Genomic DNA, 19,471 nt, shown 5'->3' with positions numbered 1-19,471 from the left:
CATCCCGCGCCTCACGCTTTCCGGATTGAGAAAAATGCCCCGTCCAACCGCCTCCAGCCCATCCCAGCGCATGCTTCGCGTCGCCGAACAGGTGCGCCATGCGCTGTCGGAAACCTTGCAGCGCGGCGAGATTATCGACCCGCTGATCGAGAACACCGTGGTTTCGGTCTCGGAAGTGCGCATGTCGACTGATCTGAGGGTCGCCACTGCCTTCGTTTCGCCGCTCGGCGCCAAGGACACGGGTGCGGTCATCGACGCGCTCAACAAGCACGCGAAGTTCGTCCGTGGCCGCGTCTCCGGCGCGCTCCGCCAGATGAAATTCATGCCGGAGTTCCGCTTCAAGCTCGATACGTCCTTCGACAATTTCGCCAGGATCAACGATCTGCTGAAATCGCCCGAAGTCGCGCGAGACTTGGGTGCCGATGGCGAAGACAACGACAAGGACGAGAAATAGTGGGGCGCCGCGGCAAGAAGAAGGGCCGGCCGATCTCCGGCTGGGTGGTGCTGGATAAGCCGGTTGGCATGGGTTCGACCGAAGCCGTCTCCAAGATCAAATGGCTTTTCCAGGCCGAAAAGGCCGGCCATGCCGGCACGCTCGACCCGCTGGCCTCTGGCATGCTGCCGATCGCGCTCGGCGAGGCAACCAAGACCGTGCCTTATGTGCAGGACGGCGCCAAAATCTACCGGTTCACCGTCGCCTGGGGCGAGGAGCGTTCGACCGACGATCTCGAAGGCCCGGTGACGCAAAGTTCCGACCGCCGTCCGGCGGAAAACGATGTCAGGGCGCTGCTGCCGAACTACACCGGCGTCATCATGCAGACACCGCCGCAATTCTCGGCCATCAAGATATCAGGCGAACGCGCCTACGATCTCGCCCGTGGGGGCGAGACAGTCGACATCCCCGCGCGCGAGATCGAGATCGGCCGTCTGGACATCGTCGAGCACGCTGCCGGCCACACCTTGTTCGAGGTCGAATGCGGCAAAGGCACCTATGTGCGCTCGCTGGCCCGCGACATGGGCCGCGACCTCGGCTGCTTCGGCCACATCGCTGAATTGCGCAGGGTCGAGGTCGAGCCGTTCACCCAGGAGGATTTCGTCACCGTCGCCGAACTGGAAGCCGCCCGTTTCGGCGAACAGCGCGAAGCTGACAAAGAGGGCGACGCCGATGTTGCCGACGCGCCGATCGACTTTGGCGCAATCGATGCGCTGCTCGTCGACACGGCTGCCGCGCTCGACTGCCTGCCGCAGATTGCCATCAGCGACGAAGCGGCGACGAAAATCCGCCTTGGTAATCCCGTCATCATCCGCGGCCGCGACGCGCCCGTGGAAGCCGAGGAAGCCTGCGCCACCGCGCGCGGCAAGCTTGTCGCCATCGGCGCCATCGAGCAAGGCATGTTCAAGCCGAAGCGGGTCTTTGTCGGCTGACCACTCTCGTCTAGTCTTACGTCGACGTCACATCCGAGGGGCACATGGCAAAGGCTGAGGCGGTGAAGAAGCGGGCGCCGGTGACAACGCGCCGGCCGCCGGTTGGCGCCTCGCCCGGCACGCTGATCGCCGATCCGGCGGCGCGACGGTCCGAGCTGCGGCTGACGCTGATTTCGCCTGAAAAATTCAAGACCATCAACGATGCCAGCATCGACGATCTCAACACCCATTGCGACAACTGGCCGGTCGTCTGGTTGGACTGCACCGGTCTCGCCAACATCCAGCTGATCGAGGAGATCGGCCGGATCTTCAACCTGCATCCACTGGCTCTGGAAGATGTCGTCAACACCGGCCAGCGGCCGAAGGTCGACTTCTTCGAGGACCACGCCTTCGTCGTCATGCGCATGATCGACGACGTCAAGGTGCATCGCTATGAGCAGATCGCGGTGTTCTTCGGCAAGAAATTCGTCGTCACCTTCCAGGAGCGCGAAGGCGATCCGTTCGACCCCGTGCGCAAGCGCATCGCCGCAGCGTTGCCCAACCGCTTGCGGATGCGCGGCGCCGACTATCTGGCCTATGCGCTCATCGATTCCATCGTCGACAGCTATTTCCCGCCGATTGAGGCCGCGAGCGAGGAGGTCGATGGCATCGAGGACGAGATGCTCAACACGCCTCACAAGCATCAGATGCGCCAGCTGCACGAATTGCGGCGCGACGCCAATGTGCTCAAGGGCGTGCTGTGGCCGATGCGCGACGCGCTGGCGACGCTGATCCGCAACGACGTGCCCTATGTGAAGCCGGAGACGAAAATCTTCTTCAACGACACGCTCGACCACGCATTGCGGCTGATCGAGCTGGTCGAGAACCAGCGTGATATGCTGACCGGCTTGATCGAAATGCATTTGTCGCTGAGCCAGGCGCGCACCAACGACGTCATCTCTTATCTCACCATCGTCTCGGTGATCTTCATGCCGCTAACCTTCCTGGTCGGTATCTGGGGGATGAATTTCGATCCCGAGATCTCGCCGTGGAACATGCCGGAACTGAAAGCCTACTATGGCTACCCGGCTTCGCTGCTGTTCATGCTGGCCGTTGCTGTCGGGCTGATCGTCTTCTTCAAAAGCAAGAAGTGGCTGTAAGGTTTCGGTGTCAGGGGAATCCTGGATTCCCGAGCAAAGGGCTGCGACAAGCCGGCTTTATGAATGGGCTGGTGTTTTCCGGGGAATTGCCCTATATGCGCCGCAGCATCGCGCCATGTCGCTTTGCTTGCACCGGCCCCTGCTGGACGACATCCCGGCTGAGGGCGACCCGTTTCCTCAAACAGATAAGGAAAAACACGATGTCGATTACTGCCGAGCGCAAACAGGAATTGATGGGTGAATTCGCAACCGCCAAGGGCGATACCGGGTCTCCGGAAGTCCAGGTGGCCATCCTTTCCGAGCGCATCAAGAACCTGACCGACCACTTCAAGGACCACAAGAAGGATAACCATTCCCGCCGTGGTCTGCTCGCTCTCGTCTCCCAGCGCCGCAGCCTGCTTGATTATCTCAAGCGCAAGGATGACGCGCGCTATCAGACGTTGATCGAGAAGCTCGGTCTGCGCCGTTGACGAATTGACCGGCGGGCTTTCGAAGGAGAGCCCGCCGGTCGCGCATTCTGCCAGTCGCATCGATTGGCCAGACCCGGTTTCGAGCGTGCAGAGGCCACTCGAAACCGCCCATGGACGGTCATGGGGCAGGATTGCAGGACGCTCGTGCGCTAACCAGCGCCGAAATCTACCCGAGCTTCCCGTTGTCTTGCCCGTGGCTGCCCGAGAAAGGAAGCCAGGGAAAGGGCATCCGCGCACCGTGAAACGGCGCGGCCCTTTCCGCTTATTAAGGACAAGATATGTTCAACTACCACAAAGTGGAAATCGAATGGGGCGGCCGTCCGCTCATCCTGGAAACCGGCAAGATCGCACGTCAGGCTGACGGCGCGGTGCTTGCGACCTACGGCGAAACCAAGGTTCTCGCCACCGTCGTTTCGATGAAGGAGCCGAAGCCAGGCCTCGATTTCTTCCCGCTGACCGTCAACTACCAGGAAAAGACCTACGCCGCCGGCAAGATCCCGGGCGGCTACTTCAAGCGCGAGGGACGTCCGAGCGAAAAGGAAACGCTGGTTTCCCGCCTGATCGACCGCCCGATCCGCCCGCTCTTCGCCGACGGCTACAAGAACGACACCCAGATCGTCGTCACCGTCGTCCAGCATGACCTCGAGAACGATCCCGATATCCTGTCGATCGTCGCCACCTCGGCCGCTTTGACGCTGTCGGGCGTTCCCTTCATGGGCCCGATCGGTGGTGCGCGCGTCGGCTACATCAACGGCGAATACGTGCTCAACCCGCATGTCGATGAGATGCAGGAATCCAGGCTGGACCTGATCGTCGCCGGCACCGCCGACGCCGTGCTGATGGTCGAGTCCGAAGCCAAGGAACTCGGCGAAGAGCTGATGCTCGGCGCCGTCATGTTCGGCCACAGGGGCTTCCAGCCGGTGATTGACGCCATCATCAAGCTGGCCGAAGTTGCCGCCAAGGAGCCGCGCGATTTCACGGCGCCGGACTACTCCGCGCTCGAAGCCGAAATGCTGAAGATCGTCGGCGACGAGCTCAGCAATGCCTACAAGAACGTCGACAAGCAGAAGCGTTACGCCGCCGTCGACGCCGTCAAGGCGAAGGTCAAGGCAGCGTTCGCTCCGGCCGAAGGCGAAGACGCCAAGTACACCTCCGAGCAGATCGGTTCGGTGTTCAAGGAACTCCAGGCCAAGGTCGTGCGCTGGAACATCCTCGACACCGGTTCGCGCATCGATGGCCGTGACCTCAAGACCGTCCGCAAGATCGTCTCGGAAGTCGGCGTCCTGCCGCGCACGCACGGTTCGGCGCTGTTCACCCGCGGCGAGACCCAGGCGCTGGTCGTTGCCACGCTGGGTACCGGCGAGGACGAGCAGTATGTCGATTCGCTGACCGGCATGTACAAGGAGAAGTTCCTCCTTCACTACAACTTCCCTCCCTACTCCGTCGGCGAGACCGGCCGCATGGGTTCGCCAGGCCGCCGCGAAATCGGCCACGGCAAGCTCGCCTGGCGCGCTATCCGTCCGATGCTGCCGAGCGCGGACCAGTTCCCCTACACGCTGCGCGTCGTCTCGGAGATCACCGAGTCCAACGGTTCGTCGTCGATGGCCACCGTCTGCGGCACATCGCTGGCGCTGATGGATGCCGGCGTTCCGCTGGCCAAGCCGGTTGCTGGTATCGCGATGGGCCTGATCAAGGAAGGCGAGCGCTTCGCGGTTCTGTCCGACATCCTGGGTGACGAAGATCACCTCGGCGACATGGACTTCAAGGTCGCCGGTACCGAAAGCGGCATCACCTCGCTGCAGATGGACATCAAGATCGAGGGCATCACCGAGGAGATCATGAAGATCGCGCTGGACCAGGCCAAGGATGGCCGCCAGCATATCCTCAGCGAGATGGCGCATGCTCTGACCGGCGCCCGCCCCGAACTCGGTGAGTTCGCACCGCGCATCGAGGTTATGCACATCCCGACCGACAAGATCCGCGACGTGATCGGCTCCGGCGGCAAGGTTATCCGCGAGATCGTCGAGAAGACCGGCGCCAAGATCAACATCGAGGACGACGGCACGGTCAAGATCGCTTCGTCGAACGCCAAGGAGATCGAGGCGGCCAAGAAGTGGATCCATACCATCGTCGCCGAGCCGGAAGTCGGCGAAATCTACGAAGGCACGGTCGTCAAGACCGCCGACTTCGGCGCTTTCGTCAACTTCTTCGGTCCGCGTGACGGCCTCGTCCACATCTCGCAGCTTGCCAACGACCGGGTCGCCAAGACCTCGGACGTCGTCAAGGAAGGCGACAAGGTCTGGGTCAAGCTGATGGGCTTCGACGAGCGCGGCAAGGTCCGCCTGTCGATGAAGGTCGTCGACCAGGCCACCGGCAAGGAAATCGCCCGCGACAAGAAGGCCGAAGGCGAAGAAAACGCCGCCTGAGTGGTCTGGCAATAGAGTTGAAACGGGCGCGGCTTATGTCGCGCCCGTTTTCGTTTAAGATCCGTCTACGATATGAGAATCGAAGAATGGCCGCTGAGCCGCTGAAGACACTGTTCCATCCCTTCGAGGCCGAGGGGCTCCCTCTGCCGCAAAAGGGCGAGCGTGTGTTGTTCCTGGGTGCGGAGCCCGGCTTCCGCTTGCCGGAAGGCTTCGAGGCAGAGCTCCATCTTGCACAGGGTTTCCGGCCGCATCTCCGAGCGCTGGAGCGTGCCGGTCACAAGGTAACGCCGCGCGCGGAAGGCGATGCATTCGATGCAGCGCTCGTGCTTGCCGGCCGCCATCGTGGGCTAAACGAGATGCGTATTGCCGAGGCGATCGAACGCGTCACGCCGGGCGGTCTGATCATTGTCGCCGGCGGTAAGGACGAAGGCATCGCCAGCCTGCGCAAGCGCATCGACGAGCTTGTCCCCATCGAAGGGCATCTGCCGAAATATCACGGCATCGCCTTCTGGCTTCGCCGTCCGATCGATCTGGCGCCTGCGGAAAAACTGCGCGTCGCCAATCCTGCCTTGGTCGTAGAGGACCGCTTCCGCACTGCGCCGGGCATGTTCTCCTTCGACCGCATCGATGCCGGCTCGAAACTTCTGGTCGACAACCTGCCCAAAGACCTGCGCGGCAACATTGCCGATTTCTGCGCCGGCTGGGGTTATGTCGCCACCGAGGTCGCGGCACGTTCACCCGGCATAACAGGGCTCGACCTTTACGAAGCGGATTTCGACGCGCTTGAGGCGGCCAGGGGCAATATCGGCCAGACAGGCTTCGAGCCCGGCTTCTTCTGGACCGATCTGCTGAGCGAGCCGGTCGAGCGGCGCTATGATGCCATCGTCATGAACCCGCCCTTCCATCGCAGCCGGGCGGCCGAGCCGGAAATCGGCGCCGGCATGATCCAGGCGGCGGGCAAGGCGCTGAAGCCGGGCGGGCGGCTGTTCATGGTGGCGAACCGTCAGCTGCCTTACGAACCGGTTCTGAAGGCCGTCTTCTCCAGCCATGCCGAGCTCGCCCGCGACGGCATGTTCAAGGTTTTCTCCGCGCGCCGATAGGACGGTGCCGGTCACCTCAATGCATGCTGACGATGCGCGCCGGCTCGTGGACGGGAATGGTCGGTCTGATGTCGCCAGGCTTGATCTTGAGCGGCGCCGGCCTGCCGAACAGATAGCCTTGCACCATCTCGCAGCCGGCCGCCCGCAAGAGCGTCGCCTGGTTCTCGGTCTCGACGCCTTCGGCGATGATGCCGACGCCGAGCGCCCGCGACAGGCCAACGATGGTAGAGACGACGGCGCCCGAATTGGAATCGGTGTCGATGCGGCTGACGAACGAGCGGTCGATCTTCAGCTTGCCGAAGGCGAAGTCGATCAGGTAGCTCAGATTGGAATAGCCGGTGCCGAAATCGTCGACCGCCACCGAGATGCCCATGTCGGCAAGCTGCTGCAGGATGATCGCGGCGCGGTCACGGTCCTGCATCATCGCCGTCTCGGTCAGTTCGAGCTCCAGGCGCGACGGCTTGATGCCGGTGCTGGCCATCGTGTCGCGCACGATGCCGACGAAATCCTTGGTCATGAACTGGACCGGCGAGATGTTGACGGCAACGAAGCAGTCCTCGGGCAAATGACGGGCATCGCTGCAGGCCTTGTTCAGCACCCAATTGCCGATCGGGTGGATCATGCCGGTCTCTTCGGCGATCGGAATGAATTCCATCGGCGGGATCATGCCGCGTTCCGGGTGCTTCCAGCGGATCAGCGCCTCGTAGCCGACGACACGGCCGGTCGGCAGGTCGAGCTGCGGCTGGTAATGAAGGTCGAAATCGCCACGGTCGAAGGCGATGTGCAGTTCGGATTCGATCCAGTGGCGGTAGTCGGCGACCTGGCCCATGTCGGAATGGAAGACCGACCAGTTGCCCACGCCGCCGGCGCGGGCATTCTGCAGCGCCAGGTTGGAGCGGCGCAGGATGAGGACCGGATCGACGCCATCCTTTGGCATCGCCACGATGCCGACCGACAGGCCGACCGACTGCAGGTGAGAATCGAGCTGGTACGGCTTCAGCATCTCCTCGATCATGGTTTCGACGGTGCTTTCCATCGAGCTTTGGAGTTGGTGTTCCCAGACAAGGATAGCGAACTCGCCGGCGCCGATGCGCCCCATCACCGCGCCTTCGGGCATGCAGGCCTTCAACCGCTTGGTGAAGCCGCGGATCAGTTCGTCGCCATGGCTGTAGCCGATGGCGTCGTTGATCTGCTTGAAGCGGTCGATGTCGATGTCGATGAGGAACACCGGCTCACCGGTCCTGATCGTCGCGGACGCCGCGTCGGCAATCCTGCCGACCATCGCCGGCCGCGCCAAAAGCCCGGTCAGCTTGTCGAAATGGGTTTCGTTGAAAACGTAGTCCACCGATTCATCGACGCCGGCGAAGAAGGACAAGGCAGCACCGGCGGCGGCCAGCGCGCATAGCGCCGACGCGATGCCGACCATGGTTTCCGCCTGCATGCCGGCAAAGCCGTCCCCGAAACCATGCCGGAGGCCCCAAAGCCCAAGGATGAAACTGCCAAGGCCCGAACTGGCGACGGTGAGCAGCCGGAACACAGGTGTTCGCTTCGGGTTGCTGACAGCAGGCATTGCTCAGTCCCTGTCGCATGATCCCGAAATCAACTCGACTTTCGGGAAATATCACGCGCAAATTCATAAAGGCTAAAGCATCCTTTGCGCCCAGCAAGAACGCGCAGAGCCCAAGCCCATAAGACTTCTAGCGGATATCTCCTTAAAATGAGTTTCCGCCGATGCATCTAATTTTACTGGTGAATTAATCGCGTACGCTGTCGGTCTGCTTCAACTCATCCAGGGTTGGCATCGACACGATGTGATAGCCGGAATCCACATAATGGATTTCGCCGGTGACGCCTGACGAGAGGTCGGACAAAAGATAGAGCGCCGAGCCGCCGACCTCGTCGATGGTCACCGTGCGGCGCAGCGGCGAGTTGCGCTGCTGGTAGGAGTACATGTGGCGGGCGTCCGAGATTCCGGCGCCGGCCAAAGTACGCACCGGTCCCGCCGATATGCCGTTCACCCGGATGCCGCGCGGGCCATAGTCGTTGGCGAGATAGCGCACGCTGGCTTCCAGCCCGGCCTTGGCGACACCCATGACGTTGTAGTTCGGCATGACGCGGACAGAGCCGGCATAGGTCAGCGTGATCATCGCGCCGCCTTCGCTCATCAGCGGGGCGGCATGGCGGGCGACCTCGGTGAAGGAGTAGCAGGAGATGACCATGGTGCGGACGAAATTGTCGCGGCTGGTGTCGGCGTAGAGCCCTTTGAGCTCGTTCTTGTCGGAAAAGCCGATAGCGTGGACGACGAAGTCGAGCCCGCCCCATTCCTTGCCGAGCGTCTCGAAGGTGGCGGCGACCGATGCGCTGTCCTCGACGTCGCACGGCACCACCAGTGACGCCCCAAGTTTCTCGGCAAGCGGCTTGACGCGGCGCCCGAAGGCGTCGCCCTGATAGGTGAAGGCAAGCTCCGCCCCGTGTTCGGACAATTTCCTGGCGATGCCCCAGGCGATCGAATGATCGTTGGCGACGCCCATGACAAGCCCGCGCTTGCCCTTCATCAGTCCGTCCATGGCCGGCAATCCCCCTACAAAAAAACGCTGGCCTTATGCGGAATAGCGCTGGAAAATCAGCGTTGCGTTGGTGCCACCGAAGCCGAACGAGTTGGACAAAACCGTGTCGATCCTGGCGTCGTCGATGCGCTTGCGCACGATCGGCATGCCCTCGAATTCGGGATCGAGGTTTTCGATATGGGCGCTCTCGCCGATGAAGCCGCCTTGCATCATCAGGATCGAGTAGATCGATTCCTGTACGCCGGCGGCACCCAGCGAATGGCCGGTCAGCGACTTGGTCGAGGTGATGAACGGCATCGTGTCGCCGAACACCTCTCGGATGGCGCCCATTTCCCGGGAATCGCCGACCGGCGTCGAGGTGCCGTGGGTGTTGATGTAGTCGACCGGCGTGGACACCGTCGCCAGAGCCTGGCGCATGCAGCGCACCGCGCCTTCGCCCGACGGCGCCACCATGTCGTAACCGTCCGACGTCGCGCCATAGCCGACGATCTCAGCGTAGATCTTGGCGCCGCGCGCCTTGGCGTGTTCGAGTTCCTCCAGGATGAGGACGCCCGCGCCGCCCGCGATGACGAAGCCGTCGCGATTGGCGTCATAGGCGCGTGACGCTGTTGACGCCTTGTCGTTATACTTCGACGACATCGCCCCCATGGCATCGAACAGGTCCGACATCGTCCAGTCGAGGTCCTCATGGCCGCCGGCAAACATCACATCCTGCTTGCCCCACTGGATCAGTTCGTAGGCGTTGCCGATGCAATGCGCCGAGGTCGAGCAGGCCGACGAGATCGAATAGTTGACGCCGTGGATCTTGAACCAGGTGGCGAGCGTCGCCGACGCGGTCGACGACATCGCCTTCGGGACCGCGAACGGACCGATGCGCTTGGGGCTGTTGTTCTTGAGCGTGGTCTCGGCCGCCTCGACGATGGTGCGGGTCGAGGGGCCACCCGAGCCCATGACGATGCCGGTGCGCTCATTGGTGATGTCGCTTTCGCCAAGCCCGGCGTCGGCGATCGCCTGGTCCATCGCGACATGGTTCCAGGCCGCGCCCTGGCTCAGGAAGCGCATGGCGCGCCGGTCGATCATAGGGATCGGGTCGAGCGTCGGCGCGCCCCAGACCTGGCAGCGGAAGCCGTGTTCGGCGAAGGAATCTGAGAAGCTGATGCCTGATTTGGCATCATGGAGCGAGGATTGCACCTCGTTGGCGTTGTTGCCGATCGACGATACGATGCCGAGGCCTGTGACGACGACCCTTCTCATTCGCAACTCCTTCCAGCGGATGATCCCGAACCCTAGTCGGTTTTCACCGGCGATCATACGCAAAATCAAAATGCCGCAGCGGCGTTGCGTCTCGGAAGAACGCGCCGCTGCAGTGGCGCCGGTCAGGCGGCCGATTGCTTGGACAGCCCCACCTTGAGGTCCGTCGCAGCGTATATGGGTTCGCCGTCGGCCTTAAGCCAGCCATCGGCGATACCGAGCACCAGGCGTCCACGCATGACGCGCTTGAAATCGATGCCGTATTCCACCTTCTTGACCGAAGGCGTGACCATCCCCTTGAACTTCACTTCGCCGGTCGACAGCGCCATGCCCTTGCCCGGCTCGCCGAGCCAGCCGAGGTAAAAACCCGTCAATTGCCACATGGCGTCAAGGCCCAGGCACCCCGGCATGATCGGATTGCCGATGAAATGGCAGGCGAAGAACCACAGGTCCGGCTTGATGTCGAATTCGGCACGGATGAAGCCCTTGTCATGGGCGCCGCCGGTCTCGCTGATCTCGGTGATGCGGTCGAACATCAGCATGGGCGGGTAGGGCAACTGGGCGTTGCCGGGCCCGAACAGCTCGCCGCGGGCGCAGGCGAGCAATTCCTCATAACCGTAGCTGGATTTCGAACCCGCCATATGTCTCGTCCCCATAATCGTCCCGGGCGGTGGGGCGCCCTTGTCGTTGGTTTCCTAACACAATCCCATTCGGGCCGGAAACCGGCGTTTGCGCTTAACTCGCCCGTCTGCCCGGGTCAATGCGCGCTCTCGCATCGGTCCGAAATCGATTTCGATTTCCGGAAAGCACGATGCGACGCCAAAACAGCTATAGAGCGCACTTAGTGCGTCCAACTGGACGCACGTCGCTCTATTGATCGTATTCGGCCAACAGAATATATGTCGGGAGGTATCCAGTTTCGGCGAATGAGTTTTTTCGCCACTCTGGGCGTGTCTTGAGGCAGAACTGTGGGCTTGGACGGATAGATGGATCTGGGCGGCCGGAAGGAAAATGTCGCTGTGGACAAGCGGGTTCGCGAAGCCGGCCTTAGGCCGACACGCCAACGCATTGCGCTGGCCGATCTGCTGTTTGCCAAGGGCGACCGCCACCTTTCGGCCGAGGAACTGCATGAAGAGGCGGTCGCCGCCGGCGTGCCGGTCTCGCTCGCCACCGTCTACAACGCGCTTCACCAGTTCACCCAGGCCGGCCTGCTGCGCATCCTGGCGGTCGAGGGGTCCAAGACCTATTTCGACACCAACACCTCCGATCACCATCATTTTTACATCGAAGGCGAAAACAGGATCTTCGATATAGAAAGCGGTCCGGTGACCGTCTCCAACCTGCCGGAGCCACCCGCAGGCATGGAGATCGCCAATGTCGACATCGTGGTGAGGCTGCGCCCGAAGCGCAGCGTTTAAGCCCCAACCCGTGAAACCTGTCGATTTTGCAATCCGGCTCGAATGGGTTGCGGTCGCGGTCGTGGCTATAGTCGCCTATGCCGCGTCAGGCGTTTCCTGGTGGCTGTTCGCCCTGCTTATCCTGGCGCCAGACCTGTCGATGCTGAGCTATCTCGCCGGGGCACGGATCGGCGTTGTCGCTTACAATGCCTTGCACATATTGATCGTCCCGCTGTTGCTGGCGCCCGCCGGATATGTTCTGGCCAACTCGACGGCGACCGCGATTGGTCTGATCTGGATCATCCACATCGCCGTCGACCGCGCGCTCGGCTACGGTCTCAAATTGTCGACCGGTTTTCAGGACACCCATCTCGGCCGTATCGGCCGTTAGGACTCCAGCAATCTCAATTCTTGACGTGCTCGCCGGGATAGGCGCCCCACACCTGCGACTGGGCGATCCAGCCGGTGTGGCCGTCGAAGGTCATTTCGCACCACTGGCCATCGCAGGTTTTGATCGTGCCCGTAACGCCCGGCTCGATGATCGCGATGACGCTGGCGTCCTTATCGGCATCGTCGAGCAGATTGATTCGGCCACCTTTGGTGCGTTGCCAAGGGGCGACGATCGCAGTCCGGCGGCCCGACAGCAGCGACTGGTTGATCCAACCCTCCGAGCCATCGGCATCGCGCACGCGCCGCCAGGTATCGAATTCCTGGATGATTTCCATCGGCAGGCCGGCCTTTGTGTACATCCAGTCGACGGAATAGTTGGCGCCGGGGCCAACGCGCGAGTTGACGCGAGCCGATTTCAGGCTGACGAAACGCGGCAGCGGCAGGCCGCTCGGCCCGAGCGTGACCGTCTGCACAGGTGCGGCGGCACCTTGCGCCGCGGCTTGCGGGAAATGCAGGAGAGCGCCGAGAAGCGCTGCGCTGAGGATCAGGCGAAGCGACGCGAAACCAGACACTTTCATTCCTTTCGGCGCGTGCCCTTTGGTCCGGGCGCCCCTTTTTCTTTGTCTTCGGCGGCACCGCTTGTTACAGGAGTGGCAGGCGCCGCGACCGGTATTCAGTTTCGCCTGTCTTGGTTAAAGAGGTCTCAACGAGATCGGGTTCGAGGAAACAATGGCAGGCAAAAAACGGCCTCTCGTCGTCATCACGCGCAAGCTGCCCGATCCGGTCGAGACCCGCATGCGCGAACTCTTCGACGCCAGGCTGAATGTCGAGGACCGCCCGATGACGCAGCCGGAGCTGGTCGCGGCGATCAAGGAAGCCGATGTGCTGGTGCCGACCATCACCGACCAGATCGATGCGGCGCTGATTGCCCAGGCCGGCGACAATCTCAAGCTGATCGCCAATTTCGGCAATGGCGTCGACAAGATCGACGTGGCGGCGGCGGCCAAGAAAGGCATCACCGTCACCAACACGCCGAACGTGCTGACCGAAGATACGGCCGACATGACCATGGCGCTGATGCTGGCCGGCCCGCGGCGGCTGGCCGAAGGCGCCAATGTGCTCACCAGTGACAAGAAATGGGCCGGTTGGTCGCCGACCTGGATGCTCGGCCGGCGCATCTGGGGCAAGCGCCTCGGCATTGTCGGCATGGGCCGCATCGGCACCGCTGTTGCCAAGCGCGCAAAGGCTTTCGGCCTGTCCATCCACTACCATAACCGCCATCGCGTGCTGCCGGCGGTCGAGGAAGGGCTGGAGGCGACCTATTGGGAAAGCCTCGACCAGATGCTTGCCCGCATGGACATCATCTCGGTCAATTGCCCGTCGACGCCGGCGACCTTTCATCTGCTTTCGGCGCGGCGCCTAGCTCTGCTTCAGCCCACCGCCTATGTGGTCAACACCGCGCGCGGCGACATTATCGACGAGGAAGCGCTGGTCAAGCTTATCCAGGACGGCAAGATCGCCGGTGCCGGCCTCGACGTCTATGAGCACGAACCGGCGCTGAACTCGAAACTGCTGAAGCTTGCCGCCAAGAACAAGGTCGTGCTTTTGCCGCATATGGGCTCGGCGACGATCGAGGGCCGCATCGACATGGGCGAGAAGGTGATCATCAACATCCGCGCCTTCTTCGACGGCCACCGGCCGCCGGACCGCGTGCTTCCGCTACGGACTTGAAGCGGGCCGCGTTCAGGCTGCGGTTGTGAGGGCCCCATCCGCCGCGACACTCACACGCTTGCCGCGATAGGCCTCAAAAGCGTCGCGCCTGAGCCTGAGCGCTACCGGCGTCCGCCAGCCCATTTCCCTGGCCACAATCAAGCCAAGCAGCAGGATCGCGTCCGGCTCGTGCAGCACGAGTGCCGTCGGCGCATGGCCATTGTGGACGAGTTCCATCAGCACGGCTGACGCTGAGGACGAGCCGATCGTGCCGGGCAGGAACAGCACACGCCCGGAAATGGTCTCGCCATGCTGCGGGTGACGGACATCGGCGATGCGGCCACTCTTCGGGTCGACGCCGCCCCAGAAGCTGATCGGCGCGGTCAGCACCAAGGCCAGCCCTTCGCCTCCGCTGCCCGGCACCAGGATTTCATCGACGGCGCTCATGCGGCGATATCCGTAAACCTCGGCTTACCCAAAACGGCGCTTTCGACGCAGTCGGCCAGCGAGCCGTAAAGCACGGCGTAGCCGGTATTGCCCGGCGCGTAGTGCGCGAACTTTCCCGAATTGGTCATCAGCACGCCGTCGGCCAGATCCGGCAGGATCGGCGTCACCACCACGCAGGTGTCGGCGACGATGATGACGCCGCTGGCTTCGAGCATCTTGCGGTTGCCGTTCTGCTCCAGCCTGGTGAGCACGTGGCGGCCGGTGCAGGCGTAAATCGGCACGCTGAGCCGCCGCCCACCAATCAGCCGCTCAAGTGCATCGAATTCGGCCAAAGACAGATGCGGACTGCCGATCGCCACCGCATCGATGGCGGTTTGCGTGGCTGCCGTGGACAGGCCTGCGCGGGCCTTCATGGCCATCTCCGGCGTTACGCGGATCATCGTTTCCGGCCTGCCGCCCACCAGGATGGTCTCGGCGTCGGGCGCCTCGGGCGTCACGCCGGCAATGTGGAACAGGCCGACGGCGCCCGACGATGCCGCCGCCGCGCCGAAGGCCTTCAGCGCATCCTCGCCGGGATGGCTGGATATGCCGGTGACGACGCCGACCGCATTGCCGACCTCACGGCCGTAGAGGTTGCCCAGCACCGGCCAGGCGATCTCGGATCCAAGGAACGAGGCGGAGAGGCCGGACACATCGAACACCAGCCGTGCCTGCCGGTTCTCGGGGCGATGCAGGCCGTAATCCGGCGCGCGCCCCGATATGGCGCACGCGATGTCGAGGAAGTCGCCATAGCGGTTGGTGCGTGCCCCCAGCACCGAATTGCAGAACACCACCGCGTTGGATTCACCCCAGGCGACATCGCTGCCAAGCGCTGGCCTGTGGCCGGCCTGATAGGGCGCGCAGGTCCAGCTCTGCTCGCAGCCAAGTTTGCGGTAGGCCTCCATCATTCGTCGCGCCATGCCGCGCGCCGGCTCTTCGAGGCGCACGCGCGAGCAGCCCATCAGGTCGAGCGCGCCGACATTGAGCGTCGAGCGCACCGCGACCCTGGCGCCGCCATCGACCAGCCTTTCGGCAAACAGCGTGCCGGAATCGCCGTGATAGAGCGCGCCGTCTATATGCGTCGAGGCGATCGGGATCAGTCGCGGCGCGCCGAGCAGCGCAGCGCTTTCGGCAACGATGCGCATCGCCATCGCCGCCCCGTCATGGCCGGAGGCGATTGTCTGCTCCTGTGCGCTGAGGGCGAGGCTCACGCGAACTCCTTGCGCATGGTGATCGAGGTCGGCCGGTCATAACCGTCATGCGCCGTGCGCGCGGTTTCGCGGAAGCCGAGACGCGCAAAGGTTGCGTGATTTGCCGTGAGCTCGACCCGCGTCTGCAGTTCGATGGCGGGTTTGTTGCGGTTGCGGGCAAGATCCTCGACAGCCTGCATCAATCGTCTGCCGATGCCTTGGCCCTGAAGCCCGAGTTCGACGGCGAGCTTGCCGACATAGAAATCATCGGGTCTCTCCAGCGCAAAAACGCAGCCTGCGATCTGGCCGCCCTGCAGAGCCACGAACACCGTTTCCCGCCCAGCCTTGTCCCTCAGGCTTTCGACGCTCAGCAGATGCGCAGAGGAGGGCGGATCGATGACGCCGTCCATCGGCGCAAAGGAATGCATGATCAGGCTGAGCAGTTCATCCCAGCGCTCGAAATCGGAGGCGAGCTGCGTAACAAGGACGCTGGTGGACTGATCCATGCGGTCAGTTTTTCTTGTAGCGGATCGTGTCGAAGCGCGCCGACAGCGCATCGTAGAGCAGCAGCCGGCCGACCAGTGGTTCGCCGATGCCGGTGATCAGCTTGATGGCTTCCATCGCCTGCAGCGTGCCGACGACGCCGGTCAGCGCACCGACGACCCCGGCCACCGCGCAGGACGGCACCAGCCCCTCTGGCGGCGCTTCGGGAAAGAGGTCGCGATATCCAGGGTTCGGCTTGCCGTCGGCGCCGGTGCCGAACGGCATCAACACCGTCACCGAGCCGTCGAAGCGGCCGACGGCGGCATGCACGAGCGGCCGCTTTTCCGCCGCGCAGGCATCAGCCACCACATAGCGCGTCTCGAAATTGTCGGAGCCGTCGACGACCACGTCGTAGCGCGTGACGAGGACGGCAGCATTGTCGGCCGTCAGCCTGAAACCGTGCAATTCCACCGCGACATGGGGATTGATCCGGGCGACCGCTGCTTTGGCGCTCTCGGTCTTCGCCGTGCCGACCGTATCGGTGGCGTGGATCACTTGCCGCTGCAGATTGGACAGCGAGACAATGTCGTCATCAACGATGCCAAGCGTGCCGACGCCCGCGGCAGCGAGATATTCCAGCACCGGCGCGCCGAGCCCGCCGGCGCCGATGACCAGTACCCGGGCCCGCTTCAGCCTCTGCTGGCCGGCGCCGCCGATCTCGGGCAGCACGATGTGGCGGGCATAGCGTTCGAGTTCTTCGTCGGTGAGGGCGGCAGGGGTCATTGCCCGACCATATAGCGGAGCAAAAACCTTGTCAGGTCTCTTCGGTTGGCCCAACCGTGCCGTGGTCGACGGTGAGGAACTGCGCGCGTCCCCTCAGGCTGGAAAACAGCGCGGCGTCGGTTCCGGTCATGAAGGCCTGGCAGTTCAGCTCCTCCAGGATCGAGAACAGCGCGGCGCGCCGGCCGGCATCGAGATGCGCGGCAATCTCGTCGAGCAACAGGATCGGCGTCATCGCCGACATCTCGCCGGTCAGCCTTGCGTGCGACAACACGATGCCGACCAGCAGCGCCTTCTGCTCTCCGGTCGAGCAGAGTTCGGCCGGCATCGCCTTGGGGCGGTGGCGCACCAGTAGATCCGAACGGTGCGGGCCGTCGAGCGTGCGTCCGGCGGCGCGGTCGCGCTCGCGGCCGTCGGCAAGGGCGTCGCGATAGCGTTGCTCGACATCCACAGCGGGTGCTGAGGCGACATGGCTTTCAAGGTCGCCGAAGAGGCTGATGTCGGCTTGCGGAAACGGCCCGCTGGACGGCAACCTGTCGATCATGGCGGCCAGCAGGCGCACCAGCTCGGCGCGCGCCGCGGCAATCGCCACGCCGGTTTCGACCATTTGCATCTCGATGGCGTCGAACCATGCGCCGTCTCGCGAACCTTCCGTAAGCAATCGGTTACGTCCGCGCATCGCCTTCTCATAGTCGAGCGCGCGCTGGCCGTGGCCGGGATCGATCGCAAGCACCAGCCTGTCGAGAAAGCGCCGCCGGTCCGCGGCAGGCCCCGGGAACAGGCCGTCCATGGCCGGCGTCAGCCAGACCACGCGCAGCCATTCCAGCATGGCGTCGGCCGACCGTGCCGGCGCGCCATTGATGCGCACCTTGCGACCGCCCTCGCCGGACGCTTCACCCCCGGTGATGCCGGTGCCGATCTCGACCTGCCCCTCCGGCCCGTCGAGCCTTGCGTGGAGCGCAAAGCCGCCATCGCCGCCTTCGCGGGCCACGTCGACATAGGGCGCCCGGCGCAGGCCGCGGCCAGGCGTCAGCAGCGAGATGGCTTCCAGGAGATTGGTCTTGCCGGCGCCATTGTCGCCGGAAAACACCACCGCGCCGGGTGAAAAGCCGATCGACAACGCCGCATAATTGCGGAAATTCGTAAGTGTGAGCTTACTTATGTGATTTTGTTCCGGCAACCGCTATCCGCCTGTAGAAGTCGCCGCAATCACTATGCTGCAGTGTGCCGCAGTGCGGCTACACCCGCATCGGCATCAGCACATAGAGCGCGGTCTCATCGGCCATGTCGTGGATCAGCGTCGGCGAGCCGGCATCGGCCAGCATGAACTTGGCTTCCGTGCCGGTGAGTTGAGCAGCGACGTCGAGCAGATATTTGGCGTTGAAGCCAATCTCGATCGGGTCGGACGAATAGTCGGCCGCCAGCTCCTCGGTGGCGCTGCCCGAATCCGGATTGTTGACGGCAAGCGTCACCTGGCCTTCGGTGATCGAAAGCTTCACCGCGCGGCCGCGCTCGGAGGAAATGGTCGAGACGCGATCGACGGCGGCGGCGAAGCTCTGGCGGTCGATGATCAGCTTCTTGTCGTTGCCGGTCGGAATGACGCGCTGGTAGTCCGGGAAAGTGCCGTCGATCAGCTTCGAGGTCAGAACCACGCTGCCGATGGTGAAGCGGATCTTGGTGTCGGACAATTCGGTGGTCACCGCGACATCGGGATCGTCGACCAGCTTCTGCAATTCGCTGACCGTCTTGCGCGGAATGATGATGCCCGGCATGCCTTCGGACCCGGCCGGAGCGTCGATCTCGGCGCGCGCCAGGCGGTGACCGTCGGTCGCCACCGAACGCAGCTTCAGCTTGCCGCCAGTTTCATGCGTGTGCAGGTAGATGCCGTTGAGATAGTAGCGCGTCTCTTCGGTGGAGATGGCGAACTGGGTCTTTTCGATCAGGCCTCTCAGGGCGACGGAATCGAGCCGGAAGATGTGTGAGAAGGACCCCGCCGAAAGCTCCGGGAAATCGGACTGCGGCAGGCACTGCAGGCGAAAGCTCGAGCGGCCCGACGTTACCGTCATGGCGTTGCCGTCCTCGTCGGTCTTCAGCATCACTTCGGCGCCGTCGGCCAGCTTGCGCACGATGTCGTAGAGCAGGTGCGCCGGAACCGTCGTCGCCCCGCCGCGCTCGACCTTTGCCGGCGTCGCTTCGGTCACTTCGAGGTCGAGGTCGGTGGCTTTCATTTCAAGGCTGGCGCCCTCGGCGCTGAGCAGCACGTTCGACAGGATCGGTATGGTATTGCGCCGCTCGACCACGCGATGAACGTGGTTGAGCGACTTCAGGAGATTGGACCGTTCCAGGATAACACGCATGACGAAACAGGCTCGCTTGAATGAATGGACGGGTCACCAGTGGGCGGCGCCCCGCGAAAGGTCTGAACAGGCTCAGAATCTATGCAAACTGACAGGAAAAAGCCAGCAAACGCAAGTCCGGGCCACCGGTTCGCGCCGGTTAAGCGGGCTTTCTGGGGATAAAGCGGACGTTGGCCGGCAACCGATGCATGTCGCCGAAAACTGCGCAGCGGTTTTGGGACAACGACATGCATCAAAACAAGAAAATTTAAAGCGCGACGACCGAATACTCTAACCCGGCGCGCTCCGTTTGCCGCGCCG

The 19,471-nt window shown here is 63.2% G+C and carries 21 protein-coding genes; 10 read left to right on the top strand and 11 right to left on the bottom strand.

All coding sequences use genetic code 11. The features are described 5' to 3' along the window. Positions 1–34: 34 nt before the first annotated feature. From rbfA to NKI35_RS09230, 6 genes are all read left to right on the top strand, one after another. Positions 35–454, top strand: coding sequence for a 30S ribosome-binding factor RbfA (rbfA, locus tag NKI35_RS09255; RefSeq protein ID WP_023669558.1), 420 nt, complete (start codon positions 35–37; stop codon positions 452–454). After that, positions 454–1,425: a tRNA pseudouridine(55) synthase TruB gene (truB, locus tag NKI35_RS09250; RefSeq protein ID WP_352739614.1), complete on the top strand. Its 972-nt coding sequence runs from the start codon at positions 454–456 to the stop codon at positions 1,423–1,425. Before rbfA ends, truB begins: the two co-directional genes overlap by 1 nt. A 44-nt stretch (positions 1,426–1,469) precedes the next feature. Further along, on the top strand, positions 1,470–2,564 hold the full coding sequence (gene corA, locus NKI35_RS09245) for a magnesium/cobalt transporter CorA (RefSeq protein ID WP_023738181.1): 1,095 nt from the start codon (positions 1,470–1,472) through the stop codon (positions 2,562–2,564). Between the two features lie 95 nt (positions 2,565–2,659). Then, the gene (gene rpsO, locus NKI35_RS09240) at positions 2,660–3,034 is read left to right on the top strand and encodes a 30S ribosomal protein S15 (protein ID WP_280790898.1); all 375 of its coding nucleotides are present in this window, start codon (positions 2,660–2,662) and stop codon (positions 3,032–3,034) included. 278 nt (positions 3,035–3,312) lie between these two features. Further along, a complete protein-coding gene (pnp, locus tag NKI35_RS09235) occupies positions 3,313–5,460 on the top strand; it encodes a polyribonucleotide nucleotidyltransferase (protein ID WP_023732440.1) in 2,148 nt (715 codons plus the stop codon). Between the two features lie 86 nt (positions 5,461–5,546). Further along, on the top strand, positions 5,547–6,560 hold the full coding sequence (locus NKI35_RS09230) for a class I SAM-dependent methyltransferase (RefSeq protein ID WP_352739612.1): 1,014 nt from the start codon (positions 5,547–5,549) through the stop codon (positions 6,558–6,560). 16 nt (positions 6,561–6,576) lie between these two features. Here NKI35_RS09230 and NKI35_RS09225 read toward each other — a convergent pair whose 3' ends face one another. The 4 genes from NKI35_RS09225 to fabA all read right to left on the bottom strand — a co-directional run bounded on the left by NKI35_RS09225 (position 6,577) and on the right by fabA (position 11,019). Further along, positions 6,577–8,130, bottom strand: a complete 1,554-nt coding sequence (locus NKI35_RS09225) for a putative bifunctional diguanylate cyclase/phosphodiesterase (protein ID WP_352739610.1) — start codon at positions 8,128–8,130, stop codon at positions 6,577–6,579. A 184-nt stretch (positions 8,131–8,314) separates the two neighbouring features. Beyond that, complete coding sequence (fabI, locus tag NKI35_RS09220) at positions 8,315–9,127, bottom strand: enoyl-ACP reductase FabI (RefSeq protein ID WP_023669564.1); 813 nt, start codon at positions 9,125–9,127, stop codon at positions 8,315–8,317. Between the two features lie 33 nt (positions 9,128–9,160). Then, a complete protein-coding gene (gene fabB / locus NKI35_RS09215) occupies positions 9,161–10,381 on the bottom strand; it encodes a beta-ketoacyl-ACP synthase I (RefSeq protein WP_352739608.1) in 1,221 nt (406 codons plus the stop codon). 122 nt (positions 10,382–10,503) lie between these two features. Continuing rightward, positions 10,504–11,019 (bottom strand): 3-hydroxyacyl-[acyl-carrier-protein] dehydratase FabA, encoded by a 516-nt coding sequence (gene fabA, locus NKI35_RS09210; RefSeq protein ID WP_023669566.1) that lies wholly within the window; start codon positions 11,017–11,019, stop codon positions 10,504–10,506. Positions 11,020–11,364: 345 nt separating this feature from the next. Between fabA and irrA the strand changes: the two genes are divergently transcribed. After that, positions 11,365–11,796 carry an iron response transcriptional regulator IrrA gene (irrA, locus tag NKI35_RS09205; protein WP_031193300.1) on the top strand — a complete coding sequence of 144 codons (432 nt, stop codon included), beginning with the start codon at positions 11,365–11,367 and terminating at the stop codon, positions 11,794–11,796. A gap of 10 nt (positions 11,797–11,806) precedes the next feature. After that, positions 11,807–12,166 carry a DUF4260 domain-containing protein gene (locus tag NKI35_RS09200; protein WP_352739606.1) on the top strand — a complete coding sequence of 120 codons (360 nt, stop codon included), beginning with the start codon at positions 11,807–11,809 and terminating at the stop codon, positions 12,164–12,166. Between the two features lie 13 nt (positions 12,167–12,179). Here the strand turns inward: NKI35_RS09200 and NKI35_RS09195 are convergent, their stop codons facing one another. Continuing rightward, positions 12,180–12,737 carry an SH3 domain-containing protein gene (locus tag NKI35_RS09195; RefSeq protein ID WP_023703477.1) on the bottom strand — a complete coding sequence of 186 codons (558 nt, stop codon included), beginning with the start codon at positions 12,735–12,737 and terminating at the stop codon, positions 12,180–12,182. 157 nt (positions 12,738–12,894) lie between these two features. On the opposite strand from NKI35_RS09195, the gene NKI35_RS09190 reads away from it, so the two are divergent. Then, a complete protein-coding gene (locus tag NKI35_RS09190; RefSeq protein WP_352739604.1) occupies positions 12,895–13,896 on the top strand; it encodes a 2-hydroxyacid dehydrogenase in 1,002 nt (333 codons plus the stop codon). 12 nt (positions 13,897–13,908) lie between these two features. Here NKI35_RS09190 and NKI35_RS09185 read toward each other — a convergent pair whose 3' ends face one another. Genes NKI35_RS09185 through dnaN form a run of 6 tightly spaced genes read right to left on the bottom strand, consistent with a single transcriptional unit; the run spans position 13,909 to position 19,171 of the window. Next, complete coding sequence (locus NKI35_RS09185) at positions 13,909–14,322, bottom strand: aconitase X swivel domain-containing protein (RefSeq protein ID WP_352459192.1); 414 nt, start codon at positions 14,320–14,322, stop codon at positions 13,909–13,911. Beyond that, positions 14,319–15,572 carry an aconitase X gene (locus NKI35_RS09180; protein ID WP_352459191.1) on the bottom strand — a complete coding sequence of 418 codons (1,254 nt, stop codon included), beginning with the start codon at positions 15,570–15,572 and terminating at the stop codon, positions 14,319–14,321. The genes NKI35_RS09185 and NKI35_RS09180 overlap by 4 nt, the downstream gene beginning before the upstream one ends. Beyond that, on the bottom strand, positions 15,569–16,057 hold the full coding sequence (locus NKI35_RS09175; protein ID WP_023826816.1) for a GNAT family N-acetyltransferase: 489 nt from the start codon (positions 16,055–16,057) through the stop codon (positions 15,569–15,571). Before NKI35_RS09175 ends, NKI35_RS09180 begins: the two co-directional genes overlap by 4 nt. 4 nt (positions 16,058–16,061) lie before the next feature. Next, a complete protein-coding gene (locus NKI35_RS09170) occupies positions 16,062–16,817 on the bottom strand; it encodes a molybdopterin-synthase adenylyltransferase MoeB (protein WP_352739601.1) in 756 nt (251 codons plus the stop codon). A gap of 31 nt (positions 16,818–16,848) precedes the next feature. Continuing rightward, a complete protein-coding gene (recF, locus tag NKI35_RS09165; RefSeq protein ID WP_352739599.1) occupies positions 16,849–17,994 on the bottom strand; it encodes a DNA replication/repair protein RecF in 1,146 nt (381 codons plus the stop codon). A 58-nt stretch (positions 17,995–18,052) separates the two neighbouring features. Beyond that, positions 18,053–19,171 (bottom strand): DNA polymerase III subunit beta, encoded by a 1,119-nt coding sequence (dnaN, locus tag NKI35_RS09160; protein WP_023669575.1) that lies wholly within the window; start codon positions 19,169–19,171, stop codon positions 18,053–18,055. Between dnaN and NKI35_RS09155 the strand changes: the two genes are divergently transcribed. After that, entirely contained in the window at positions 19,170–19,445 is a 276-nt protein-coding gene (locus NKI35_RS09155; protein WP_155922476.1) for a hypothetical protein, read from the top strand. The two genes, dnaN and NKI35_RS09155, sit on opposite strands and share 2 nt — an antisense overlap. The last annotated feature ends 26 nt before the right edge of the window (positions 19,446–19,471 follow it).

The organism is Mesorhizobium sp. M0676 (assembly GCF_040320535.1).
GTDB lineage: Bacteria > Pseudomonadota > Alphaproteobacteria > Rhizobiales > Rhizobiaceae > Mesorhizobium.
The sequence above is the reverse complement of the archived record's forward strand: the minus strand, read 5'-3'. Positions and strand labels throughout refer to the sequence as shown.